Here is a 26,143-nt window from a genome sequence, read left to right as displayed (position 1 = left end):
TGCCGACATGATGTTTCAAGACTTGTAATTCTTGCGATCCTAAACAAGAGAGAGAATTCGATGTCCAAAATTACTCGGAGGCAGCTCCTTATTTTTTTTGGAGCCAGTGCTGGTGCTGCCGTTCTAGCCCCTGCTTTAGAAGATAAACTTTTCGGTAGCCATCTTAATGTTGCCGAAGCGACTCAGCCTCTGAAATTTACCCCCGTCCGTTTACCACATCCTCTACCCATTTACCAACAGCAGGCAAGTTACCTGCCAACAGCAATTGGGCAGGGAACGGTATTAAATCCATCCAGCGATGCTCGATTAGGCCAGTACAATATCGTCGATGATGTTGTTGTGCCACCGGAATATGAACGTTATGTAATTGTGCGCTGGGGCGATCGGGTTTTCCCGAACCAGGAAGAATACTTTGGCTACAACTGCGACTATACCGGTTTTGTTCCTATTAATGGGAACAACTCCAATGATGGCTATCTTTGGGTGAATCATGAATACATTTCCTACCCCTTTTCTAAACTCGCCCCAGAGGCTCCCGATGATGTCGCTGAATTTTCTGAAAGCTACCCCTTGGTAATTGGGCAAACCTTATCGAATGACAAAGCAAGTATTCAACTTTTAGGCGAATTTTATTACAATCAGGGCGGTTCCATTGTTCGCATCTCCCGCTCAGGCCAGGGTGCAAAATTTGCCGTTGTCAGCGATTCCAAGAATCGACGCATCCATGGACTTTCCGGTTTAGGGATTAACAGCCAGCGTTCCGATCCGTACAAAACTGTCACCTCTTGGGGTTCCAAAAGCTATCAGAAAGGAGACCAAAACTACCTCATTGGTACCGGCCCCGCCGCAACCCAAGTGTTTACCAAATCTACTGATGGATTGGGCGATAAAATTATTGGCACGGCTTACAACTGTTCCGGTGGGACAACGCCTTGGGGAAGAATTTTGTCGGCTGAAGAGAACTTCCAAGGCAGTGCACTCTTTTTCATGGGGGTAACGGAACCTGTAAAGCCTGATGGCACTCAGACAGGCTACATTGCCGGGACTTCAGGGGAAAAGTTTGGCTTAGTTGGGGAAAAATACGGCTGGATGGTAGAAATTGACCCCGCCGATCCCAATTACCGCCCTCGCAAACACACCGCCTTGGGTCGTTTTCGCCATGAAAACATTGCCATGCGAGTGGAAGCGGGGAAAAAATTAATTGCTTACATGGGTGATGATCGACGAGGGGGTCATACTTGGAAATTTGTCAGTAAAGGTACTGTATCTTCGCCCACCGACAAAAACAACAGTGCCTTATTTGAGGACGGAACGCTCTACGTTGCCCGCTACAACTCAGATGGTACAGGCCGGTGGATTCCCCTCTCGTTAAATACGGCAACCGACCCCATTGCGCCATCGACGCTTGCCTCTGTGGAAATTTCCAAATTGGGTAAAGCAACGAGAAATGGTCTGCTGCCACTCCCCAAGCGTAACGGTATTGCCGGACAAACCTCCAATGGGGGTTCGTTTAACGTCGATACCACCAACGAAGCTACCGCTTTATCCGGTTACAAAGGCAAGAAGCTGTCCGATTTTTACACCAGCCAAGGGGCAGTGTTAGTGGATGCCTTCTTAGCGGCTAATCTCGTGGGGGGAACACCGACAGCTCGTCCTGAGGATATTGAAGTTCATCCCCGCACTAAGGAAGTCTTCATCGCCTACACTGATGGTGCTCCTGGTAGTGATGGCTACCCCGATTCTCGAATCTTTGTAGTATCTAAGTACAGCAATGCTGTTAACGCCCCACAACCGTCGGGAGAACTGTTCAAGATTATTGAAAACAGCCCCGATTGTACAACAGGGACGACTTTTCGCTGGCAGCGACTGGCTAAAGGTGGGGAAGCCGGAGCCGAACCCGGAGATGGTTTTGCTAATGTGGATAACCTAGCGTTTGATAGCCAAGGTAATGTCTGGGGCGTAACTGATATGTCCACTAGCGCCCACAATGGCTTTAGTACCGGAGCGAATCCGAGTCAAAGACCGATAGACCATCGAGTCGTGGGCGCTACATCGACAGTGACTACCGATTCTAATTTAAATGTTCAGACGTCTGACCTAATTGGAGTTTTTGGCAATAACTGGCTGTTCTTTATTCCCACCCGTGGGCCGAATGCGGGAAGAATTGTACCCTTTGCTTATGGGCCACCCCGTTGCGAGATGACTGGGCCAACCTTCATCGGGGATACGCTCATCCTCGCGGTGCAGCATCCCAGTGAAGATTGTCCGTTCAACCCTCAGCAAACTCTGAGCCGCACGATCGAGATGCTGGATTTGAATGGCAGTTTGTTTAACCAGACACGCACGGTGCCTCGTGGCAGTAACTGGCCTAGTAATATCGAGGGCAATCCTCAGGGAGCACCACGTCCTTCAGTGATTGGTATTCGCCCCAAGGACTCGAAAGGTCAGTTTGTCTAAGCGAGGGCGATCGCAACCACTTCTATCGCAGTTTTCATTCGGGTTCAAGAGCAGTTTTTGTCGGGCACGATAATATCGTGCCCCTACCTGTTCGGTATCTACAAGTGAGTTGTGCTATCAGGCATTATGGCTCCCTGAAGGTTAGCTTTGTTCAGGTTGGTACCTCGGAGATTAGCACCTCTCAGGTCAGCTCTTTCTAAATTAGCTTGGCTGAGGTTGGCTCCTCGGAGGTTAGCGCCTCTCAAGTCAGCTTCGCACAGGTTGGCTCGGTTGAGATTAGCCCATCTCAAATCAACCCGCTCTAGGTCAGCTTCCCGCAGATTTGCTCTAGAGAGGTAAGCTCCACTCAGGTGAGCCTCACTCAGGTTCGCTTTCTGGAGATCACTCTTGTAAAGGTAAGCCCCGATGAGTTCGGCTTCGTGGAGGTTTGCATTACTCAGATTCGTATGACTGAGGTTAGCCTCCACAAGTTTAGCCTCGCTGAGGTTCGTTCTTAATAGCTGTGCCCCACTCAAATCAGCTCCATTGAGGTTAACCCGTCTCAGGTTAGTCCCAATCAGATTGGCATCACTGAGATCGACGCCTTTAAGGTTAGCTCCGTAAAGGTCTGCCCCAATTAGGTTAGCACCCGTGAGTTCAGCATGACTGAGGTCAGCACTGATCAGGGTTGTATCGATGAGGCAAGCTTCGACGAGGTTTGCCTCGTTGAGGGATGCATGGGAAAGGTTAGCCTGACTCAGGTTAGCACCTGTGAGGTTCGCTGCAATCAGGAGAGTATGATCCAGCAGTGCTTTTCTCAGGTTAGTCCCTTGCAGGTGAGCACCTCTGAGGTTAACGCCAATCAGGTTCGCTTCGCTCAAGTCGGGTTCTAATTGTGGGTTGAGAGTTCTCCACTTAATCCATCCAACGGCACCCTGAGCGAGAAACGCTAGATGCTCTGCATTTGCCATCTCTAGGTTTGGTAAAAAACTAAATTTAACGAGTCACTCTAACCATCATGCCTGTGAATCGGCGTGGTGTTGAGGGGTGGTTTGTTGGGTGAATCCCTAAAACGGCGATCGCTTAGAGTCAGGTGCGATCGCTATTGTGATTTTCCACTGTCAGGGTGAGCGCGTCCAACCACATTTTCCAACGCCACCAACACAGCCTGAGACGCGGCTAAAATATCCCGTTCGGCTCCCCCTAAGTAGAGGCGTCCGAAGATACCCACCGGGAGAATTTCCAGGATGTTAATGAAGGCTGCTTTCTCAGCTTCGTTCGCGGCGAGAGCCGCATAGGCAGCCGGCTGAACTTCCAAGACATATAACGTTTGTCCTGCTAAGAGGAGTTGTCCCTTGCGAGTGCGATTGATCAGTTGGGTGTGGTGGGCATCAATATTGCGGATAATTTGACTGGAAACGACACGGGGTTTAAGACAATCTTGTTCTCGGGCACCCAGCGCCTCCAAAATCGCCTTAGCCGCCGCCCGCGTTTCCCCCTGGAAGCTGGAATGAACTTCTAGAAGTCCAAAAAGTCGTTCGACAACCTGCACCCCCGGACGAACAGAGGTGGATTTCAGGGCGATATCTGTAATCCGGTTAATTTCAATCCCAGGTGCGATTTCAATCCACAGGGATGAATCACCGGGTAAGGGCAAGAACCCTTGTGCCACTGTCCCCATGTAAGCCGCATGTTGGGGCTGTAAGTTGTCTAGAAATACGTAACTACGCAGTTCTATACCCAAAGTTTTTTCTCCGTATATTGGGGATATTAGGGCAAAACAGGGATAACTTACCACTAGAGAGTGCCCGGTGGTTCAGCTAATTCCGAAGAATGGTACTATTTCGGATCTAGTAAAGCGCTATGGCAGTTCCTACCGAGCTCCATGCTCGGACATCCTAGCTAAGGTTTCCCACCTCGGAGTGTATTCTGGAGGTGGGTTTTACTGGGTGCCGTGGCGATCGCTTTTTAGGCGATACGGTGAAGCGAAGCTACCTCGAAAGGGCAGGCGATCGCATTCTCTCCTAGATGACGGCTACCAAGGTTTTAACCCATCTCATATAAGTCTAAGTGTTTTAATATCGATTACTTTTTTAGACTCAAATGTTTCAAAATTAAGTTGGTCGATTCCACAATTCTCTCATCTCTCGGCCTGAGATCAGGTTCAAATCTTTTGCCACTGATATGCTGGATTGTTTCTATGTATCTTACAGCTACTTCTAATTCCTGTTCTGGACTGAGTAATCCTGTCTTACTATCGAATTTCATCCCTCGAACAAACTCTTTAGAATAGGATTTCGGTTTACCTTCCTGAGCAAGTTCAAAGGCACCGGACTCTAAATCCAGTTTCCATCTTCTTGTTGAATCCAGAGTAAAGACTTCATCCATTACCACAATTTCTCCTTTGTGGTTCCGTCCATGTTCTAGTTTGGTATCAACTGGAACCATTCCTTTTTTTCTATCGTGTTCTAAAATAATTCCAAATGCTAGAATCGAATTATTTCGGATTTCCCTATACTCTTGCTCAGTACAGATTCCCTTATCAAATAAGTATTGAGGGCTCACAGATTCATCATTTTTCGCTTTTGTGGAAGGGGTATCCATCAGGTAAGGAAGCTTCCCGTTGGGGCTGAGATTATTGGGTAATTTATGTCCACAAAATTCTCTTTCCCCAGATAACCAATGTTGATAGAGAGAGGTTGAAGTGCTACTCTCTGCCATATAAAGTCTGAGTACGTTTTCAAATTGAATTGGGGCTAAATTTTCGGCTGCAATGACTGTTGAAGTGGGCGTTAAGTCGGGAATTTCAAATTGAGAACTCCCCAATATTCCCTTAACCAGCTCTAACATGAGATGATGATTTAATGCTAAAACTTGGTCTTTAAAGGGTATCGTTCCTCTGTGTTGGTCATGGGTGGAAACTCGATTTGACCGATACATCAATCGAATGGGTATTCCCTCATTGGTTTTTAGGGTATCTCCATAAACACAATTGGAAACTTTGCCTTCATAAATTTGGCAACCTTTCAGTTCTGGGATTTCTCCATCATTGATGAGTTCTTTTATCGTTCGGCCTTCATTGACCTGAGTTCCATAATCTTTCACTAATGCTTCAATTTCTTGTCTATCCATTAATGCCATTTTCTTTTCTCAAACAATGCCTAATTCTGCTCAAGAGTAGGGGTTAACTCCTGGCAATCGTCCCAGCCTCTCACCCCCCTAATTCCTCCTCACTAAAGCTCCGGTTGCCAAGGCGGACTTGAGAGCTGTAGCTTAAGCAATTGTATCCTGATCTAAGCGGTCTTCTATTGCTTTAATCAAGTCCTGAAATTCTAATTGGCTGTGAATATCCGGTGTTAGGGTATTCATATCTTTCAGAAGGTTAGTGAGTTCGGCAATGGTGTTGCGGATTTCGGTATATTGGTCAATTTCTTCGCGAAATCCTTGCAAATTCGCTGCACCAACTCCTCTCATCGCTTCATCTAATTCTTTAATTTCATTTTCCCAATGCTGAATATATTTAATTCTGGCAACGGGCTTATAAATTTGGGCGTCGGCTAGGACAATGGGGAAAATGCGATCGCGGATTTCTCCATTTTTCGCCACTTGCACCAGTTCAAACATGCAGTTGGGAGATTTTAAATACTTGTCGCTAATCACAGCAATCACGCATTTGCCGCGTCCAATTCGTTCCATGAAGTCTTTGATGAGTCCTTTGTAACCTAAATCACGTTTGTCCCGGATGATTGTGATGCCTTTTTCCTGTAACGTGCGATCGAGGTTATTTACATATTCCTCATTCTCCCCACCCCAAGCATAGGATATAAAGATTTCTTGGTCGAATTTAGGTTCTGATGAACGATTCATGGATTCGGCTCTCTCCTGTTGCAGTTCCCGTTGCAGTGGTAAGTCTCGTGGGTTAATTTCCCGTTCTACTCCAAGAGGTTGCAGGTTGACATCATCGATTAGCCTACGGACATCTACCATTTCATAGCTATTTTCGCACTCAATTTTGTATTTACCGGCATCCAAGCGCTTGCGGAGTCTGTCCAGAGGGTAGGAATGAGGCGTCTGGCTTCCTTGGCAATCTTCGCAGTTACAAGGAACAAAGGTTTGATATTTCAAACGTTCGTAAGAGTTGTGGATTTTTTCCAATTCGTGGGTGATGACGGCGAGGAGTTCTTTCTTGCGAATTCCGGTTACACGAATTTTAATTTCTTTTTGATTGTATTGTTCGATGACTTCGGCACGGGTTTGGTCTTTGTTGAGAATAACCCCACTGCGCCAAACGAGTTTTTGTTGTTCAATCCAAGGGTGGGTTTCTACGATGAAGCGAGTGAGAATACCCTTGGGCATGAACTCGTAGTTGTAGCGCAAGATTAGGCTGTTGGTGTCGTACCAGGTGTAGCTGGGTTGGTTGAAATCGAGCAGTTGAGGGGCAATGTAGGTGTCAGGACGATTGGGAATTGCATAGCAAAGTTTGAACTGCATCATCAGTTTGAGCAGTTCATCTAGCATCTCGGCATATTCAATGTCTTGCCAAATATCTTTGAGATCATCTTGGGTAAAACAGCCGAGATTTTTCTTGACGGTTTCATTGTCTAAAACTTGGTAGACGGCAGCCGTCCCCCATTCGGGTTTGAGAATAACCCAGTGTTTAAGAGTAGAATCGTCTTGAAAGTGAAGGCAAACGCCGAGGTCGTGGAGATAGCGACTCAGCATTAGCATATCTTGACGGTCAGTTAATTGATTCAGTCGGCAAAGTTGGCGGTATTCTTGGACGGTAATGTAATTACGGGAATCGTTTTCTAATGCCGAACGAACTCTCACCCAAAGTTTGGGTAAGGAGCTGCCGACATGGGGAAGCCTGCTGATATATTGTTGAATCGCATCTTTAATTTCGGGTAAACCGCGATTGGTGGCTAAGTTGGTTGCTAGGACTTCTTTTAGATTGGTGAATTCTCCGCGCAACTGGCGCTCGTTGACCTGGCACTGACGGTCTTGTTTTTCATTCTTAACGATCACAATGGGGCTATTACCGCTCAAAAGTTCGACAACTTTGAGCCACCAGTAAAAGTCGGTGTTTTCTTGGCGAGTATCTACAACTAAGACATAGAGAGAACGTTCGGTGAGGAAAAATTGGTGGGTTTGGTGGTAGATTTCTTGACCGCCAAAGTCCCAGATATTGACGCGAAAGTTTTGTCCGTCAGGCAGGGGGAAGTCCCAGCGAATGACATCAATGCCTTGGGTGGATTCTTCATCGGACTGGAGTTCGTAGGTTTCGGTTTCGATTTTCTTGGCTAAAGAGGTTTTTCCCGCTCCCCCTTCGCCAACAATCAAGAATTTGGCTTCGTAGAGGGGTTCGGTTTCGGCTGGATCTTGCACCTGGAAATAGAAATCGAGGATTTCCTTGACATCACCCGGTCTTTCCATCAACTCTTTCGGACCCAAAATCTCAGGGGGAATGGGGACAGGGTTGCCCCGAAGATCTAGCCTTTCAAGGTTGGGCAGTTGCTTGATTTGGGGGGGCAGGGCGCTCAGTTGATTGCCTTCGAGGTCGAGCGTTTGCAGCAAGGTGAGTTGTCCAATTTCTCCAGGCAGAGCGCTCAGATGATTCTTGAAGAGCCAGAGTGTTTGTAGCGAGGTGAGTTGTCCAATTTCTCTAGGCAAGGCACTCAGTTGATTGGAGTTGAGGTCGAGCGTTTGCAGCGAGGTGAGTTGTCCAATTTCGGGGAGCAGGGCGCTCAGTTGATTCCTGTGGAGGTAGAGCGATTGCAGGGAGGTGAGTTGGACGATTTCTCCAGGCAGGGCGCTCAGTTGATTGTAGCGGAGGTCGAGCGATTGCAGCGAGGTGAGTTGTCCAATTTCGGGGGGCAGGGCGCTCAGTTGATTGGAGCCGAGGTAGAGCGTTTGCAGCGAGGTGAGTTGGACAATTTCTTCAGGTAGGACGCTCAGTTGATTGGAGCCGAGGTAGAGCGATTGCAGCGAGGTGAGTTGTCCAATTTCTCCCGGCAGGGCGCTCAGTTGATTGCCGCTGAGGTAGAGCGTTTGCAGCGAGGTGAGTTGGACAATTTCTCCCGGCAGGGCGCTCAGTTGATTGCCGCTGAGGTAGAGCGATTGCAGCGAGGTGAGTTGGACAATTTCTCCCGGCAGGGCGCTTAAACGATTGTTAACAACCTGAAGTTCTTCAAGCTGATTGAGCTGTCCAATTTCCGCAGGTAAAGCACTCAGTTTGTTCCCGATGCTACCGACGATATAGCCCTCGTCGTTATACTGATATTTACCGAGAATCAGTTTTTTGAGTTGAGTCAACCTGCCGATCGCAGGCGGTAGCGTCGTTAAGTCATTGCCAGAGAGGTCGAGTTCCGTCACCCCCTCACTCGCCGCCTGTTCAATTACCCGCAGCAGTTCTGCCTCGGTCATCGGCAATTCCTAAACCATCCTTCCATAACTTTAGCCACAAAGATTAAGGTTCAGGTTCCGTCCCCTCAGATGTGGCACCACTCTCAGACAGGAGTTTCAACCCCCGGGCAGATGAGCGATTCCTTGAGCATGAATCAGCCCTACTGGGGAAGGGGAGACATTCAAAGCCTCTCTCCTCCTAGGAGACCGGAGCTTTAGTGAGGAGTTTGGAGAGAGGTCTACCTGTGGTCTATTCATTTGAAAATCGCTCTATACTCAACACCTGGCAACATCGCAGAAACTGAGCCGGAATCTCTGGATGCCCACCCCAATGCAGATGCACATAAGAAGCGTGCACCTGATGCCGTCGCCATCCCTCTGTTGCCGCTTTACCCTCACCTTTTTGGTCATATCCCCGTGTCTCAAACAAGGGTTTCTCAGGCATCGCCGTCAACTGGGAGTGATGAAACTCATGCCCCCAAACCCTTGCCCCTGCCGCTAACAATGGACTGTCTTGCAGAGCCGTTGCCTGCCGATATCCCACAGTCAGACGCTTTCCCATCACTGTTGTTGTGGGCAATACCCCCACCATCGACCAAGACTGCCCCTCAAAATCCCTAATCTGCTCACACAAATACATCAGCCCCCCGCATTCAGCATAAGTTGGCATTCCTGTCAAGATAGCCGTTCGCACTGCCTCACGCGCACGGGTATTTTCAGCCAATTCTTGGGCAAAGACTTCGGGAAAACCGCCGCCCAAGTACAATCCCTGAATATCCGCAGGTAAAGCCGTATCGGTGAGGGGACTCCAAGGCACTAACTCAGCACCCAGTTCTTGCAAAATATCCAGGTTGTCCTGGTAGTAGAAACTAAAAGCGCGATCGCGTGCTACTGCCAGCCTGAGCGGAGATCCGCCTAAATCCCCCATAAATTGGGGGACATTGAATCTAGTTCCCCCCTTAACAAGCCGGAGCTTTAGTGAGGAGGTTAGGGGGGTTAGGAGTTGGGGGGGATCTAAATCTGTGGGGGAAGTCAGCAACGGGAATAGTCGTTCCCAGTCGAAACAACTTTCTGCCAGGTGGGAAAGTCTATCGATCAAGTCATCCAACTGAGCCATCTCAGCCGTAGGCACTAAGCCCAGATGTCGGGCGGGAATCGTAATATTATCCTGACGCCTCATGACTCCTAGTACAGGAATTTGTAAGGGTTCCAAGGCGTCTTTGAGGAGTTCCAAGTGGCGATCGCTCCCCACTCGATTCAACACCACACCCGCTAGCTGTATCCTAGGGTCAAAGGTTTTGTAACCGTGTGTGATCGCAGCCACAGATCGCGACAATCGACTGCAATCCAAAACCAATAGCACAGGCAATTCCAACAACCGCGCCACATGAGCCGTACTCGCCCAATCCTCTCGTCCTGATGCCCCATCAAACAAGCCCATCACCCCTTCAACAAGAGCATAATCCACCCCTTGTACATGACGGGTAAAACAGTCTTGGACGTAATTTTCCGAAGTCAGCACCGGATCTAAATTCCGACAAGGATGCCCGGTAACCTGCTGATGAAACATCGGATCGATGTAATCCGGGCCAACTTTAAACGATTGAACACGATGCTTGTGCCGTGACAAAAACGACAATAGGGCGAGCGTAACCGTTGTCTTGCCCACCCCACTGCGTTCACCCGCGATGACTAAAGCCATGGAAATTGGTAATTGGTAATTGATATTTGACTTTTATTCCCCATTACCCATTACCTACTCTCCATTACCCATTTGCCAATTTGAGCATCTCAGCCGTAACCGCCAGACTTTCTTCATAAAGCACCTCGCGACCCCAGCGTTGTAGTTGCTGACTTAACAGGTGTTCGGTCTTTTGGTCAAATAGTGGTGTCACCTGCTGAATGCGGCAAGCCTGGGCACCACCACCCGCTTCCATCCTCATGCAACCCATCGTTTCCGAACACAACACCGTACAGCAATCTGCCTCTTCGTTTGTCGAACCCAAGCGCAGACTGATCATGTCACCGGCAATTTCTCCCACATCAGCGACGGGAACTCCTGCTAACTCGGCTTCAACGGTGCGCTGCTCGGAAGTGATGAATCGAACGCGACTGATATCATAATCACCACCCTCTGTCTGATAAGAGACGGGACGCCACTTTAATCGAGAAGCTAACCAACCCAGGAACATCAGTGCCTGAGCCTGATTGCCTTTCTCGTAATCGATGGTTACCTGGTCAACCTCTTTAAGAGCCGCACGCCGCTCTGGTGGGTCAAATGCCTCAGCCGTCAACTCTTGCCATGCTGCTAACCGCCGCCAGTTGAGGTCGGCGATCCCAATTCCCTGCTCGATCAGGTTTTGTATCTGCAATAGCTCTGTCTCTGCATCATTGAAGGAACTAGAGTCAATGATCACGCTATTGCTAAGGGCTGCCAGTCGTTTGAATAGACCATATTCAGGGTCAGGTGTCCCTTTCCACCAGAGAAACTTGGGAAGCTCCCCAATCACCAGCTCTGAAATCATGCCGGCGTTGCGTTCCAGCGCGACAGCCGTGCCTCGTAGGGTAACGTATTCGCAGCAGACGAGTGTACTCTGAGAGTGCTTCTGAACTGGGCAAGAGGCAGAGACCTGAGCAGTAACGCCTTGATCTTCACCCGCGATCGGACAAAGGGCAATAATCCGACAAGGATTGGAAGCTGCGATCGCATCGGCAAGCCCCGATCCTTCAAGATCTGGGGAATACTTTAGCGGTTCAGTTCCTTCTGCACTGCTTGTCGCTGCTTTCTGGAGTTTTTCGGCATACTCTTCGCGCAGTTTCGCCTTAGTGGTGTCATCTGCCATACCCGTCCTCGGCAGTCCATAGGATTTCTGGGCCGCCTTCAGGGCAGCCACCATGCGGGGACCGACAATACCATCGATGGGACCGGTGTAATATCCCAATGCAGCTAACAGCTGTTGAGTTTCTCCGGGTTCATAGACAATCAGGCTGAACGTTGATGCCCTGATGGCAGAGGGAAAATCACCGTATTCACTACTCGTACCATAGCTTTGCCAGATTTGACGTAGTTCTGCCTCGATATCACTGATTGAAATATCTTTGGGCTTCTGTAGGGAGACTATCGGTGGAGATTGTGTTGCCATATCAGTTACTCGTTGGTTAATTTTGGGTTGTTAGCTGTTGCTTATTATTTGTTGATTGTTAGTGGTTAGTTGTTAGCTATTTAACGGCTTCTTATAACTCAACAATAAACCACTAACAACTTATAGGAGGATGCCAGCTTGCACACCCCTACAGTCTGCGCCAGCGCCGTCCATCGCGATTAATCAAGAGTTCCGCCTCGGTTGGCTCCCAGGTTCCCGCTTCATACTGGGGAATAGACGCTGGATCGGTTGGTACCTCCCAAGCCGAAAGTGCTGGTGTCACAACTCGCCAAGCTTCTTCCACTTCATCAGCACGGGTGAAGAGAGTTTGGTCTCCCCGCATACAATCGAGCAACAGGCGATCATAAGCATCTGAGGTTGATATCCCAAACGACGAGCCGTAGCTAAAGTCCATATCTACCGTGCGGGTTCGCAGGCTTGGCCCTGGCATTTTCCCTTCAAAACGCAGCGAAATTCCCTCATTGGGATGAATGCGCAATGTCAGCACGTTGGGATTTGCCTGCTGTGCGGCAGATTGAAAAATCAACAAGGGCACCTCACGAAACTGAATCGCGATTTCGCTCACCTTCTTGGGTAGGCGTTTGCCCGTTCGCAGATAGAAGGGAACACCCTGCCAGCGCCAGTTATCGATGAGTAGCTTCATGGCTACGTAGGTTGGTGTTGTCGAGTTGGGGTTAACTCCGGGTTCCTCCCGGTAACCAGGAACTTGCTTGCCTTTCATCCAACCGGCAGAATACTGACCCCGCACCGCTGAATTCTCTAAATTATTGATATCTGCCAGGTGGGTTGCCTGAAGCACCTTCATTTTCTCTGTCCGGATGCTATCAGCATCTAGCGAATTGGGCGGCTCCATCGCCGTCAGGCAAAACACTTGCAGCAGGTGATTTTGCACCATATCTCGCAGTGCCCCAGAGCTTTCATAGTAACCTGCTCTGTCTTCGACGCCCACTGTCTCTGCCACTGTAATCTGGACGTGGTCAACAAACTGCCGATTCCACAGTGGCTCAAATATAGCGTTGGCAAAACGGAATACCAACAAATTCTGAACAGTTTCTTTGCCCAGATAGTGGTCAATGCGGTAAACCTGCTGTTCTTTACAGACTTGTTGCACCACTCGGTTGAGCTTCTGTGCCGAACTCAAATCTGTACCGAATGGTTTTTCAATCACTAGGCGGTTTTTCACAGGGTCAGTCAGCATTGCCGCACTTCCCAGTTGTCGGATGGCTTCTGGGAAAAACTTGGGGGAAACTGACAGGTAGAATACTCGGTTACCTCGTGTTCCCCTCTTGCCATCCAGTTCGCTCAAAAAAGCTTTGAGCTTCTGATAGCTTTCTGGCTTATCAATGTCACCAGGGCAGTAGTACAAACCTTGGGCAAACTCTTCCCACATTTCCTCGGAACCAATGCCGTCAGAAAACTGCTCAATACCCTCGCGCATCTGTTCCCGGAAGTAGTCGTGGCTCCATTCCCGACGTGCGACACCGACGATGGTTGTTTCGGGAGGCAGGCGTCGATCGCGTTTCATCTGGTAAATGGCTGGCACAAGCTTGCGTTGGGTGAGGTCTCCAGACGCTCCAAAAATGACCAGAATCGCTGGCTCTGCCGTCCGCTCCTGTTGCAAGCCGACGCGTAGGGGATTTTCTAGTAGAGTGACCATCTTTGTTTCAAGTTCAATGAATAGAGATTAGGATAAATAGAACTTACGCACCCTGTACAAAAAAATTTCAGGTGTTTTAGCCCCTGTCGCCGTCATTTTCCTTTTCTCCCCTGAATCGGGGGGGTTGAGTTGGGGATCAATCACCGAAGTCCTGAGCCAGACAAAAGTAAAAATTAGAGAAACGTTGCCTTGTTCTTTGACTAAATTGGGGATGAAATGAAGGCTGAAGTGTCAAGGATAGACTGCACGCGCAGAAGCCGTTGGTCGTTTGCCGACAGGCGTTCTCGAAGAGTAGCCCTTGCTGTTAGGCGCAGCCTAGCTTAGGCTAGCCTGAAAATAATTTCATACTTGATTATCCGCACTTCATCTTTTCCCAGTTCGGGAGTCCCCGCAAGCGCTGCTTTCTTTCGGTAGGGGCACGACAATACCGTGCCCCTACGAAATATGGGTAATTTGGGTGCTGCCAACTGAACTTACACCGTCGCCAACTTCTGGACTTTCTCCTCTAGGGATGCCATTAAGGACTCAAATGGCTTGACAAATTTGTCAATTCCATCTAACAAAAGTTCCTCCATAACCTCGTCGATATTGATATCGATATCGGGGTCTTTGAGGCTTTCCATTAAGTGGTGGGCTTTGTCAACATCGGCCTCAACGCGATTGGCTGGGGAACAGTGGTCAGCACAGGCTTCAATGGTGTTCGGCGGTAGGGTATTGACGGTATCAGGGCCGATCAGCTCATCGACATACATCACATCGCTGTATTCTGGGTTCTTGGTGCTGGTGCTCGCCCACAGCAGCCGCTGGACTTTTGCTCCTTTTTCTGCTAAAGCTTTCCAGCGATCGCTCTGGATAATTTCTTTGTATTTCTCGTAAGCAATTTTGGCATTAGCGATCGCCACTTTGCCTTTCACCGCTTCCAGCATGGCTTTCTTCTCAATCCGATCCATGCCTTCCGCGAGTTTAGCGTCAATGCGTGCATCAATATTGATATCAATCCGGCTGAGGAAGAAACTCGCCACAGATGCAATATTGCTGATGTCCTTGCCCTCGGCAACCCGCTTTTCCAAGCCTCGGATATAAGACCAAGCGGTCTCAACATAGCTGTCTACGGAGAACAGCAAGGTAACATTAACATTGATTCCTTCGCTGATCACTTGCTCAACCGCTGGCAAGCCCATCTTCGTACCAGGAATCTTGATCATCACGTTTTCCCGACCAATCTGCTCATAATAGCGTCGGGCTTGCTCGATCGTACTTTGCGTATCATCGGCAATGTTCGGCGGAACTTCAATACTCACGTAACCATCCAGTTTATTGGACGACTCATAGACCGGTTTGAAGATATCGCAGGCATTCCGGATGTCATCAAACACGAGAGACTCATAAATTTCCAACACCGATTTCTTGGCACCGATACCGGCTTCGATGTCGGCATCGTAGATCGCATTTCCCACGATCGCTTTTTCAAAGATTGCGGGGTTGGAGGTAATTCCGACAATCCCTCGCTCCTCAAGCAGCTGTTTGAGTTCACCGGACTGGATCAGCGTGCGGCTCAGATTATCCATCCAGATACTCTGACCGAAGTTTTGTTCAATTTGCAAAATCGGATTGTTGGCTGTAGCTGTCATTCTGTAACTCCTAGTAATTGTGATGTACTCTGCTTACTGAAGGTTATAGGTTTCACGCTCATTAATCATTAAGCTTTAGTCATAGACTCTTGACAAAAGGCTCCTGATCAACTGGGTCTAGAAGCCATTGCTGCTTCTCCTGAGTCCCGCGCTCTCTCCTGAATAAAAGACTCTACAAGGGCTACATCTTCTTTGCTCCCGATAATCAAGGGGGTTCTTTGATGCAGAGCCGTGGGCACCACGTCCATCAGATTTTGAGTTCCTGTACTGGCTCTGCCACCCGCTTGCTCTATCAAAAAAGCAAGGGGAGCCGTTTCATAAAGTAGACGCAACTTTCCTTCCGGCTTCTTCAACGTACCGGGATAGAGGAAAACGCCACCCTGAGACAAAATCCGGTGAAAATCTCCCACTAACGCCCCACTGTAGCGAGCGGTATATCCTTCATGACGATGCACGTAGCGAATATAGTCCCGAATGGATTCGTCCCACTGCCAAAAGTTTCCTTCATTGACGCTATAAATCGGCCCATGGTCTGGCATCTGCATGTTTTCCTTAGAAAGGATAAACTCGCCTAAGCTGGGGTCAAGGGTAAAAGAATGAACCCCCGTGCCGATAGAGTACACCAGCATGGTACTCGGCCCATAGAGAACGTAGCCTGCGGCGATTTGTTTATGTCCGTTTTGCAGCAAATCGCTAGCTTCACCGTCTGAGTCGTCTCCTTCTTGCCTACGAATCGAAAAAATCGAACCGATATTCAAGTTGATGTCTATATTTGAGGAGCCATCAATTGGGTCATACAGCAAGGTATAACGTCCAATGGGGCAGTTTTCTGGGATATAGTAGGGTTTTTCCATTTCCTCGGAGGCTAAGCGACAGACGAGACCGCTTTGCTTAAACACCGAGATAAACACGTCGTTGGCATAGAGATCCATCTTTTTGACGGACTCTCCCTGTACATTGACGGTACCTGTAACGCCTAGCACCCCCTCAACTAAACCAGCGCGGCTCAGGCGTCGAGAAATCAGCTTGGCTGCCAAGGCAATACGAGTCATAAGCGCACTGAGATCTTGCGCCTCTGCTGAGAAACTATGAAGCTGCTGTAAAACGTGACGCGATAGCGTTGTACAATCACGATCCAGAGTCCGTTCCTGAGCTACAGGCTGATCTACATCTGCCATAATTTTCGTCCTCCCTATCGAGTAACGCATTCTGACAAGAGGTCAGTTGCTCACAGAACTGCCTCAAGCCAGCCGAATGCTTTATCCTCTTTAATTTCTATCTTAGGGAGGCATTTCGGCTGCGGCTTCTAACTTTAGGAGAACTAAAGAAACTTTAGATGAACTACAGAAAGAGCAATAAAATCTTCATACTGCCTTCCTTGTCTATAAACTCGGCCTGAGTTCAAATCTATTAGGAAGCTCACGATTTAAGTAACAAAAGGGATATGGGAGAACATAAACGCATTGGAATTCTCACCAGTGGTGGAGATTGTGCTGGGCTGAATGCGGTGATTCGAGCGGTGACGCATCGAGCTGTAGGGACTTATGGCTGGGATGTAATGGGTATTTATCGAGCGACTCAGGGGTTGATGAGCCGTCCTGTGCAAGCGATTGAGCTGGATATTGACAAGGTTGATAGCATTCTGACCAAGGGTGGCACAATCCTAGGTACGACGAATAAAGGTAATCCCTTTGCTTTCCCGATGCCGGATGGGACGCTTCACGACTGCTCGGAAGACATCATCGATGGGTATCACCTGCTGGGGCTGGATGCCCTAATTGGGATTGGGGGAGATGGGAGCTTAGCCATTCTTCGTAAAATCGCTCAGCAAGGTAATCTCAACTTTGTGGGCATTCCTAAAACGATTGATAATGACGTTGGGATCACAGAGCGTTCAATTGGGTTTGATACGGCTGTGAATATTGCCACCGAAGCGCTGGATCGCCTACACTTTACAGCCGCCAGTCACGACCGGGTGATGATTTTGGAAGTGATGGGTCGCGACGCCGGTCACATTGCGATCTCAGCAGGGATTGCCGGCGGTGCGGATGTCATCCTGATCCCAGAAATTCCTTACAGCCTCGATAACGTCTGCCGCAAAATTCAAGAGCATCAGGCACAGGGGCGGCATTTCTGTTTAGTGGTTGTTTCAGAGGCGGTTTGTACAGAAAAGGGTGAAACGGTCACCTGGAGCGATCGCTCCGGCGAATGTCGTTTAGGTGGAATTGGTCAATACTTAGCTGACCAGATTTCTACGGGTACAGGTGCCGAGACACGCGTCACGGTTTTGGGACATACTCAACGTGGCGGTATCCCTTCCCCCCTTGACCGCTTAATTGCCTCTGCCTTTGGTGTGGCAGCGGTTGATTTAATTGCCGATGAAAAATATGACCATATGGTCACTTGGCAACAGCGTCAGGTGGTGCATGTGCCGATTCAAGAGGCTCTGGGTCACTATCAAGCCGTAGATCCCCAAGGAACTCTAGTCAAAACAGCTAGAGGGCTACAGATTTGTCTAGGAGATTAGACTGGCTTTTGTTCAGGTAGCTCAAGCCAAATCAGACGAGGAGGGGCGTGATTCATGACCCTCCTCGTCTATCTACCCAATTGGGAAACGATCAGATCGGGTAGGGCAGATTAGGGTTGATGCGACTCGTTACCTCTATCTAGCGTTGAGATAGAGATTTAGAATCGATTATTACTGCGCCTTGCTCCACCCCCACTACTGCCATTATCTTCTTTAGGTCTTGCTTTATTGACTCTCAATTGACGTCCCATCCACTCGGCACCATCCAATTCGGAGATGGCGGCATCTTCTTGGGTTTCTTCTGTCATTTCAACAAAGGCAAAGCCACGCATTCGACCCGTTTCACGGTCTGTAGGTAACACCACTCGCTTAACGGTGCCGTAATCGGCAAATACTGTTCTCAAGTCTTCTTCGGTGGCTTGGTAAGACAGGTTTCCGACGTAAATGGTCATGTCGATCAATAAAGCTGAACTAGGGACTGATGTTCAGATTCACAGACCAGAGTTTGGCACTGGAAGCTGCTGAACGTCTCGTCTGAGTTGACCGATGGTAAATTTTTAAGAACTAGCCATGCCCCAGGCGATCGCTTCGTGCGACCTCAAAGAGATAATCGCAAGACCCCAAAAATCTAACCAAAGGTAGAACTGAACTTTTACTTTCGTTTTATGATAGCCTACCCATTTACTTGTTCCTAGTTACCTACCTCACATTTCTAGCAACCCAATAGTTAACTAGGGTCTACTCGGGTTGAGCAGACCCCAAACTTTCAGGCTAATTCAATTAAATTGGGTCTTATTCAATCGAAATCGATTGAGGACCGCTAGTTTTACCGTTTTCACTGCCACTGGTAGCAGATGTGTAGGTAGTAGAACCAGTTTCCTGATCCAGCCAGCTTTTCACGGGGTCATCAGCGAGGTTGAGTCGAAACACTCCTGAAAAAAATCCTCCCAAGAAAGCAACCGGCTGCTGAGTCAGTTGTTTGGCAATGGGTGACAGTTCATCGAGGAACATCTGGGTGTCTCCTTGTGCTACTGGGCATTGATAATGAGTGATTCTTCTCGAATCCTAACGTGTCTGTTCAGGAGTAACCCCTTGGAGCGATGATTACTCCTGAGCGATACCGATTATTTTTCTGGAAACAGACATTTATCGGAGTCACAACCGACGGGTCCTGCTTCTGCTAATTCGCCTAAATCATAACGACTGAGTGCCACATGGAAGTCATTGATTTGACGCCGCGTTACGACTTGCTGCATTAGCTGTTCGTACTGATGACGGTCTATCGGCTCAAAGGGCAAACGAGGGAAGGTTTGATGATCGTCAAAGCGTGCGAGCAGAGCAGCAGAGATATAGCCTTGATCATCTCGGATGGCCTCGTAAATCCGAGTCCCTAAAGATTCGATTTCCGCGTCACGCAGCTCAATGGTAGCACTGGTGTTGTGTCGGGTATAGAAGTTTTGGACTTGCATGTAAAAGTCCAGTTGAGCGAGTGCGCTAAATTGGCTAATGTCTATTTCATCAGCCCCCGGTAAGTCAGCCCAAGGTACAGCCACCGGAATTTCTACCAACCATTCCGAGCAACGGGAATCGAAGGGGTCATTCAAGAGGTTTCCATTTTCATCTTTATCTGATTGAGAGGGGATGACATTGTATCCGTAATCGATACAAGCCAGTGCTACAGGGTCATTTTTGCGGAACGTAATCCGTCGGAGAAAACGCTGGGCTTTGGGCGGATGCCAACCGGGTGATGCTCCTGTCAGGAGAGATTTGGTACCCGACGGTTGGACAGTGGTGCAGCGGTTGGGGTGTTTGAGGTTATGGTCATTACAATAATCCCACACCACCCGATGCACAATTTCTCGCCAACGAGTCAAGTATTCCTGCTCCTGTAACTTAAACTGCACGCCTGCGGTTGTATCAGGTCGTCCTTCTTGCCACCAGCGCAACCAATCGACTCCAAAGGCGTTCACAAAGAAGTCGAACAAGCCTGTGAAGGATACACCGACAATGGGATCGAGTTCCCGAGACTTGCGGTAACGTTCCTCAACAAATTGGTGATTCAGAAGCACGGCGACTGAAAGCGCTCCTGCGGTGAAAGCCTCCTCTTGTTCTTTGTAGTTGAAGGGGTCAATTTGATTGAGATGAATCTCAGCCAAATTGCAGTGAAAATTAGAACCAATTATTTCCAGTTTTGTTACCCTAAAGGCTTTTTATCCTTTAGTTCTACAGGTTCGGTTTTCCCTGTAGCTCGGCGTACATTTTCTTCCTAACAGAGGAAGCCCCACACTCTTGGAGCTACACCCCAAGGTGTAGGAGGTGTTACCTCGGATTATATTCTTTGTAAATTGTCTCTTTTGACTACTTTTCAACTTACAAAGTTTCACCCTCTACGCTCTACGGTGGTAAAGGCTTTTTAGTTCCTCTACTTACCTCGGTATTAACAGACTGCTAAATGGGTAGGTATTTTGACTTGTCAGCCTGATATAAACCAGGGCTTTCAAGAACGTGATGTTAGAGATGGCAAGTGGCACACTAAAACTTAAATTTTTGTTTTTCTGTAGGCATAAAACTACCTGGAGAAAAATTCGACTTAAGGAGTTTTACTTTACCAAAATTTACCGAATTTAGCTAGCTATATCTCAGCTTCTACCGATTTTGCGGGGTTTTTTAAGTGAGGCAAAGTTACTTACCACACGGATTTAAACCAACACGAGCTAATCGATGATCTATCTCATCAGGAACTAGCATCGGATAGCGTTCTTGCAACCATTGTTTTGCTGTTCCTTGTTCGTAAGATTTCAGAAAAGATTTTCTGAGTTCTTGAGTTGACAGCAAATCGCAGTTAGCTCTGGCTACTGCTTCGCCAGCCCATTGAATCGCGCCTTCACCACTATAATATTGCTTGCGGACGACTTCAATACATTCTTGCTCAGAGGGTTTTTGATAGAAAATTCGGGTATGATTCGCCATGCGAAGCGCATCTCGTTCAGGATCGATACGCCAGTTTCCATTTTCATCTTGCTGCCACAGATTAGTTTTGGCATTAGCGCCTAATTCATCGTTGGAATCGAATTGGCGGATGCCTGCACTTCTGCGAATATTTCCAGCAACGATGGTGATAGCTGCTTCATCAATTAATAGACAGCACTCAACTGAATTTAATTGCCGCCCTACAGCTTTATTCAGAATTGCTGCACCACGCTGATAAAGTTCCGACAACTTAACCGGATTAGCAACCCCTCCAAAGCCTTTGAGGGACTCTCCCGCCGGACGCACATCACTCAAGTCGATGAAAACTTGTACTGACCCAGAAAATTGCTCATCACTGGATAATTCCAGCAGGGTTTGGTAAGACTTAACCCAACCTTGGCGAGAGTCTCCTACGTTGATGTAGACTTGATTTCCCTCAATCTTTACTTCAGTGTATTCGCGACGCTCTGCAATTGGTGTAGAGCCAATTTCTCCTTGTATATTTACTGTGAGCTGGTTCCGAATCGGGGGGAGTTGGTTGATGTACTTGGCTTCGAGGACAGCGCCTGTACCGCAGCCCATCATCGCCAGATCCATCATCAGTCCAAAAGCTTGCCAATCCACCGCATTAGTGCTGGTGCAATTGTAGGCTCCTGAGAAGTTCTGTGGTTTCTCAATCCAGTCCGTGCCGCCAACCCACATCCATCGCCCGGAGGGGAGACTCTTGAGCTGGCTCATCATCCGATATAGTAGGGTGGCTTCACTCTGGGTCAGCTTTCCGAGTTTAGTCAATCCCTGGGTGGTGCGATCGCACACTTCCTCCCACGTCTCTCGTCCCCTTTCTGTTCGACGGCTGTATGTTCTAAAAAACACGGGATTAGCAGCGGGTGCCGTTTCAGGGAACTGCGTCGTCTCGCCTCTGCGCTCAAGTTCTCGAACCATAGATTCCAATGAGTCTCGCTGTCTCAGATATAGTGGTTAAAACTCTTTAAGGAGTCAATACTACCCTATAACTAGAAAGGGATTCATGCTCGTATCGTGAGGCTTTAGCCTCACCACCGTTTCCTGCCCGAAAAGCACTGACCTTAACGGTTGTCCTAGGATGGACTGACTTTTTATAAAATTTGCCGAGAAAACCCCATCTCCTTGCGGGTGGGATGAGAGGCGAGGCAAGCGGGCGAGAGTAATCTTGCCTAGTTACAAGTCCCATCGCCTTGTGCGTGGGGCAGTTGACTGTGATGTGTAAGACCCAATCTCTGATCCAACAATGTATGACAGCTCCCTGGCGATCGCTTCTCGCTCGTGCCCTCCACAAAAATCGCAGCCTGCCTGATGCGCGTTACTTCCAACTCGCTACCGTTCGTCCCGATGGACTTCCAGCTAATCGCACGGTTGTCTTTCGGGGGTTTTTAGACGATACTGATCAACTAAAAATAATTACCGATTCCCGTAGCCAGAAAGCTGAGCAAATTAATCAGAACTCTTGGGGAGAAGCGTGCTGGTACTTTCCCAAAACTCGTGAGCAATTTCGTTTGGCGGGTGAATTGACTCTGATTGGAGCCGAGCATCCTAACCTATTGTTCCAACAAGCACGTCAGACAACTTGGCAAGACCTTTCAGATTCAGCTCGTTTACAATTCGCGTGGCCTTATCCGGGTAAACCCAGACTTGAAAACGGCGGTGCTTTTTCGCCACCGCCGCCCCACTTAGAGCAACCATTACCCAATTTTTGTCTGTTACTGCTAGACCCTATACAGGTCGATCACCTAGAGTTGCGAGGCGAACCCCAAAACCGGGTCTTTTATCAGAAAAACAGCTTTGATGACTGGTCTAAGGAAGCTGTCAATCCTTAACTTAAAGGTGTGGAAAATAGCGGTCAAATCCCAGACCCATCGAAAAACTCCTGAATCGCTTTGTCCTTGAGGCTGCAAGACTGGGCAACCGTTACCGGGGGAGTGGGCAACTCAAATTTTGAAGACCCAGCATGAACTAAGACGGGCATGGAAGAGGGTGGAGTGATTTGCTCTTGTAATTCTTGTAATTGTTGCTCTAGAGCCTCAATTCGGTCTACTAACGTGCGAATAACAGTGGCTTCTGAATCAGGTAGGTTGCCATGTTCTAAGGGATCGACTCGAACACCAGAGCGATAAATAATCCGACCAGGGACACCCACAACCGTACAATCAGCCGGCACATCTCGCAACACCACTGAACCGGCTCCAATGCGGACATTCTGACCGATTTGGATGTTACCCAGAACTTTAGAACCCGCACCGACTACGACATTTTCTCCCAAAGTAGGATGCCGCTTACCACACTCTTTACCTGTACCCCCCAGGGTAACGCCTTGGTAAATCAGGCTGTAGTCTCCGACAATAGCGGTTTCTCCAATCACCACGCCCATGCCGTGATCGATGAAGACGCCTTTCCCAATCGTGGCACCGGGATGAATTTCAATGCCGGTCAAAAAGCGGCAGAACTGAGAGATGACCCTGGGAATCAAGGGAATTCCTAGAGCATATAACCCGTGGCAAATGCGGTGGAACAGCAGTGCCTGAAGACCGGGATAGCAGAACAACACCTCCAGCCAATTACGGGCAGCTGGGTCACGCTCAAAGATGATTCGGAAGTCAGCAAGAAGCGCAGATAGCACAAAAAGTTACCCAATTATAATGGTAAGATAGACTACAACTATCTTACCTTCCTTACCTACTGTCGGACAGTCAAGGTGTAATTCCAGCGTTGACCCTCCTGCATGGCACCGACCCAAACACGGTATTCTCCGGGTGGTAAATTGGCAGCTTCTACACTAGCATCTTTGCTCGCACCTTTGCTGGTCTTGGTATCATCGCCGCAAAAAATTAAGTTATTTGGCCCTCGAATGACTAAGGTGGTATCTTTCCCGCTATTAACTTCTACGGCTAGCTTAGGAAACTTGCTCTCCAACACCATGATGTGATCGGGAGTTTCAGAACCATAACCGATACAGGGCTTGTTGTTGCGATCGCTATTAGCGATTGACGATAATGAGAGCGTTCCTCCTGTCTGACCGGAAGCTTGTCCCGCTGCTGGGGAAAAGCCGGACGATAGTGTCAACTTACGGAAATTTGCCGCTTGAGAGAAAGCGGGTGTAGCGCTTAAGGCTACTGCCAAAGCGACCCAAACTCGACTATGTAACCACCGCATGACCAAGACCCTCCTTAAAAGACTGAGAATCAATATTTTTCCCAGTCAAAATGCAGATCAGACTGCCTAGTATCTTCATATCTGACTTTAGACAGTTGAAGAGTTACAGACGTGACAGTAAACTATCTGCCCTAATCAAGAGTCATGTTTTTCCGGTCTTATGAGTATTTTGGAGATAATATGTCCTCCATTATCTTGATTTTGTTGCTGCTCCTGAGCGGTTTGATGTTTGCAGAAGTTCTGATCTTTTTTCCCCTGGAAATCGTGAATTCCTTCAGACCTCTTACTTCCTTGAGCTTGGTAGTGGTCTTGCTGGTCTTCTTGTGGTGTTTTGGAGGGGATTGATGTGATTTTCTCACCTCAGAGGACATGCAAAAACCAATTCATGATTGGGTAGAAGAATCCGGCAACCCTAGCATCGGCCTTGAGACTCAGAGATAATGCCTAAGGGATGGCTGGATGAGGAGAGTTATCGGCTAGGGGGGGAAGATTGGGTTAATTCAGGTAAGCCGATTAATGTAGCCAATCGTTAAAATTTAAAAGCTTACCGCTAGAAATTCACAGAGAATGGCAAATGACGACTGGCTAGAAATTGGCACCCTTGTTGCTCCGCAAGGTCTAAACGGGGAGTTGCGCGTCTATCCGAATTCTGATTTTCCGGAACGGTTTGAAGAACCCGGAAAGCGCTTTCTCAAGCGAGCGGGTGAGACTGAACCACAACCGATAGAATTGCTGAGTGGGCGTTATGTTCCCGGTAAAGGCTTATACATCGTAAAGCTAGCGGGAGTTGAAAATCGCGACCAGGCAGAAGCATTGCGCGATTCTGTACTCTTGGTGCCAGCCAGCGATCGCCCGGAACTAGGGGAAGATGAATATCATGTGATGGACTTGATCGATCTGGAGGTCTTTAATCAACTGACAAACGAGTTAGTCGGTGTTGTCGTTGATGTGATTCCCGCCGGGAACAGTTTGTTGGAGGTTAAGCTACACGAGCAACCGGAACCCGCACCCGCCAGACCAGAAGCACTACCTCCCACCCGAACCAGTAAAATCCGCAAGCTCAAACGCCAGAAAGAAAAGAAGCCAGTGACGGTGCTGATTCCCTTTGTGAAAGCGATCGCGCCTGTCGTCGATCTCCAGAGGGGTCGGATTGAAATTACACCACCGCCTGGTTTGTTAGAAGTTAATGACAATGTGCCTGGTTTGTTAGAAGTTAATGACAATGTGACTGAGTAAAGGCGTGCAATAGCAATATATGTAGAGGGGCACAACAATGCCATGCCCCCAGCAAGGAAAGATCAAGCGAAACAGTATTACGAGTTTGGGTTTATTGCCTTATTAGTGCCAAAAAAGTGGGCAATCCTACCAAAGTGCTCTCACAGGCGCAGACTGCTCAGTTGACTGTGGAGTGGATTGTTCAACGGTAGGAGCCGAGGTCGCGTCAGGAGTCGTTGTACGATTCGGAGCCGGAGTCGGTGTAGTTTGATTGATTGTCCTTTGCTGAATCGTTCGTTCTTGCCGACGAATGGTATTGGTACGATTGGTATCGGTTGTATTGGTGCGATTTGTATCTGTTGAATCGTTAGTGGTACCGGTACTCGGCGTATTGTTAGTATCCGTTGAATCGTTAGTGGTACCGGTACTAGGTGTATTGTTAGTATTCGTTGGATTGCTAGGAGTGGTACCAGTACTAGGTGTATTGTTTGTATCCGTTGAATCGTTAGTGGTATCGGTACTAGGTGTATTGTTTGTATCTGTTGAATCGTTAGTGGTACCAGTACTCGGTGTATTATTTGTATCTGTTGGATTGGTAGGAGTGGTATCTCTTAAATCGTTGGTGGGATTGGTATTGGGTGAATCCGTAGTATCTGTCGTATTGTTGCGATTGGGAGGGATTGTATCGTTGCGATTCGTATCTGTCTGGCTCAGCCATTGTTCTGAGCCTGCTTCTCCTAAAGGACGAGCGTTCGCCGGATATACCGATACTGCTGAAATTAGCACGGACAGCATCACACCCGTTAACATTTCTAGGTTTTGAAGACGCATAATAACCTCACTTTCAGAAGATTTGAGTAACAAACCAAGCTAACGCTGGAGTCTTGGTCGACAAGACTCTTGATAGAGGCAAAAGAACTTCCAAATCCTAACGGCTGGTATTTTGAGATTAATC

General features: G+C 48.3%; 20 protein-coding genes. 4 read left to right on the top strand and 16 right to left on the bottom strand.

Translation table 11 applies throughout. From position 1 onward, the window contains the following. Positions 1 to 60: 60 nt before the first annotated feature. Positions 61 to 2,457: a PhoX family phosphatase gene (locus NDI48_04900; protein ID MEP0830546.1), complete on the top strand. Its 2,397-nt coding sequence runs from the start codon at positions 61 to 63 to the stop codon at positions 2,455 to 2,457. Between the two features lie 98 nt (positions 2,458 to 2,555). Here NDI48_04900 and NDI48_04895 read toward each other — a convergent pair whose 3' ends face one another. The 9 genes from NDI48_04895 to fbp all read right to left on the bottom strand — a co-directional run bounded on the left by NDI48_04895 (position 2,556) and on the right by fbp (position 16,468). Continuing rightward, positions 2,556 to 3,407: a pentapeptide repeat-containing protein gene (locus NDI48_04895; protein ID MEP0830545.1), complete on the bottom strand. Its 852-nt coding sequence runs from the start codon at positions 3,405 to 3,407 to the stop codon at positions 2,556 to 2,558. A 131-nt stretch (positions 3,408 to 3,538) separates the two neighbouring features. Next, positions 3,539 to 4,180, bottom strand: coding sequence for a hypothetical protein (locus tag NDI48_04890; protein ID MEP0830544.1), 642 nt, complete (start codon positions 4,178 to 4,180; stop codon positions 3,539 to 3,541). 341 nt (positions 4,181 to 4,521) lie between these two features. Further along, complete coding sequence (locus NDI48_04885; GenBank protein ID MEP0830543.1) at positions 4,522 to 5,568, bottom strand: phosphoribosylaminoimidazolesuccinocarboxamide synthase; 1,047 nt, start codon at positions 5,566 to 5,568, stop codon at positions 4,522 to 4,524. 141 nt (positions 5,569 to 5,709) lie between these two features. Further along, positions 5,710 to 8,859: a leucine-rich repeat domain-containing protein gene (locus NDI48_04880; GenBank protein ID MEP0830542.1), complete on the bottom strand. Its 3,150-nt coding sequence runs from the start codon at positions 8,857 to 8,859 to the stop codon at positions 5,710 to 5,712. Between the two features lie 229 nt (positions 8,860 to 9,088). Then, on the bottom strand, positions 9,089 to 10,540 hold the full coding sequence (locus NDI48_04875; GenBank protein ID MEP0830541.1) for a cobyrinate a,c-diamide synthase: 1,452 nt from the start codon (positions 10,538 to 10,540) through the stop codon (positions 9,089 to 9,091). A 64-nt stretch (positions 10,541 to 10,604) separates the two neighbouring features. Continuing rightward, complete coding sequence (gene opcA, locus NDI48_04870) at positions 10,605 to 11,981, bottom strand: glucose-6-phosphate dehydrogenase assembly protein OpcA (protein MEP0830540.1); 1,377 nt, start codon at positions 11,979 to 11,981, stop codon at positions 10,605 to 10,607. Positions 11,982 to 12,129: 148 nt separating this feature from the next. After that, entirely contained in the window at positions 12,130 to 13,659 is a 1,530-nt protein-coding gene (gene zwf, locus NDI48_04865) for a glucose-6-phosphate dehydrogenase (GenBank protein MEP0830539.1), read from the bottom strand. Between the two features lie 473 nt (positions 13,660 to 14,132). Next, positions 14,133 to 15,290: a transaldolase gene (gene tal, locus NDI48_04860; GenBank protein MEP0830538.1), complete on the bottom strand. Its 1,158-nt coding sequence runs from the start codon at positions 15,288 to 15,290 to the stop codon at positions 14,133 to 14,135. A gap of 107 nt (positions 15,291 to 15,397) precedes the next feature. Further along, complete coding sequence (gene fbp / locus NDI48_04855) at positions 15,398 to 16,468, bottom strand: class 1 fructose-bisphosphatase (protein ID MEP0830537.1); 1,071 nt, start codon at positions 16,466 to 16,468, stop codon at positions 15,398 to 15,400. A gap of 266 nt (positions 16,469 to 16,734) precedes the next feature. Here fbp and NDI48_04850 point away from each other — a divergent pair, with 266 nt between their 5' ends. Then, a complete protein-coding gene (locus tag NDI48_04850; GenBank protein ID MEP0830536.1) occupies positions 16,735 to 17,817 on the top strand; it encodes an ATP-dependent 6-phosphofructokinase in 1,083 nt (360 codons plus the stop codon). Positions 17,818 to 17,975: 158 nt separating this feature from the next. Here NDI48_04850 and NDI48_04845 read toward each other — a convergent pair whose 3' ends face one another. From NDI48_04845 to nrdJ (NDI48_04830), 4 genes are all read right to left on the bottom strand, one after another. Then, the gene (locus NDI48_04845; GenBank protein ID MEP0830535.1) at positions 17,976 to 18,269 is read right to left on the bottom strand and encodes an RNA-binding protein; all 294 of its coding nucleotides are present in this window, start codon (positions 18,267 to 18,269) and stop codon (positions 17,976 to 17,978) included. 340 nt (positions 18,270 to 18,609) lie between these two features. After that, positions 18,610 to 18,828: a hypothetical protein gene (locus tag NDI48_04840; protein MEP0830534.1), complete on the bottom strand. Its 219-nt coding sequence runs from the start codon at positions 18,826 to 18,828 to the stop codon at positions 18,610 to 18,612. 113 nt (positions 18,829 to 18,941) lie between these two features. Further along, the gene (gene nrdJ, locus NDI48_04835) at positions 18,942 to 19,973 is read right to left on the bottom strand and encodes a ribonucleoside-triphosphate reductase, adenosylcobalamin-dependent (GenBank protein MEP0830533.1); all 1,032 of its coding nucleotides are present in this window, start codon (positions 19,971 to 19,973) and stop codon (positions 18,942 to 18,944) included. Positions 19,974 to 20,499: 526 nt separating this feature from the next. After that, positions 20,500 to 21,729: a ribonucleoside-triphosphate reductase, adenosylcobalamin-dependent gene (gene nrdJ / locus NDI48_04830; protein MEP0830532.1), complete on the bottom strand. Its 1,230-nt coding sequence runs from the start codon at positions 21,727 to 21,729 to the stop codon at positions 20,500 to 20,502. Between the two features lie 296 nt (positions 21,730 to 22,025). Between nrdJ (NDI48_04830) and NDI48_04825 the strand changes: the two genes are divergently transcribed. After that, on the top strand, positions 22,026 to 22,640 hold the full coding sequence (locus tag NDI48_04825; GenBank protein ID MEP0830531.1) for a pyridoxamine 5'-phosphate oxidase family protein: 615 nt from the start codon (positions 22,026 to 22,028) through the stop codon (positions 22,638 to 22,640). Positions 22,641 to 22,663: 23 nt separating this feature from the next. On the opposite strand, the gene cysE is transcribed toward NDI48_04825, so the two are convergent. Together cysE and NDI48_04815 are read right to left on the bottom strand one after the other, a co-directional pair. After that, positions 22,664 to 23,440 (bottom strand): serine O-acetyltransferase, encoded by a 777-nt coding sequence (gene cysE, locus NDI48_04820; GenBank protein ID MEP0830530.1) that lies wholly within the window; start codon positions 23,438 to 23,440, stop codon positions 22,664 to 22,666. Positions 23,441 to 23,496: 56 nt separating this feature from the next. Further along, positions 23,497 to 23,973: a hypothetical protein gene (locus tag NDI48_04815; GenBank protein MEP0830529.1), complete on the bottom strand. Its 477-nt coding sequence runs from the start codon at positions 23,971 to 23,973 to the stop codon at positions 23,497 to 23,499. Positions 23,974 to 24,540: 567 nt separating this feature from the next. Here NDI48_04815 and rimM point away from each other — a divergent pair. Then, entirely contained in the window at positions 24,541 to 25,209 is a 669-nt protein-coding gene (rimM, locus tag NDI48_04810; protein MEP0830528.1) for a ribosome maturation factor RimM, read from the top strand. Between the two features lie 126 nt (positions 25,210 to 25,335). On the opposite strand, the gene NDI48_04805 is transcribed toward rimM, so the two are convergent. Beyond that, the gene (locus tag NDI48_04805) at positions 25,336 to 26,019 is read right to left on the bottom strand and encodes a hypothetical protein (protein ID MEP0830527.1); all 684 of its coding nucleotides are present in this window, start codon (positions 26,017 to 26,019) and stop codon (positions 25,336 to 25,338) included. Positions 26,020 to 26,143 lie beyond the last annotated feature (124 nt).

Origin of the sequence: Microcoleus sp. AS-A8 (genome assembly GCA_039962225.1) — a bacterium.
GTDB lineage: Bacteria > Cyanobacteriota > Cyanobacteriia > Cyanobacteriales > Coleofasciculaceae > Allocoleopsis.
Note: the sequence above shows the minus strand (reverse complement) of the source record. Positions and strands in the feature narration are given on the sequence as shown.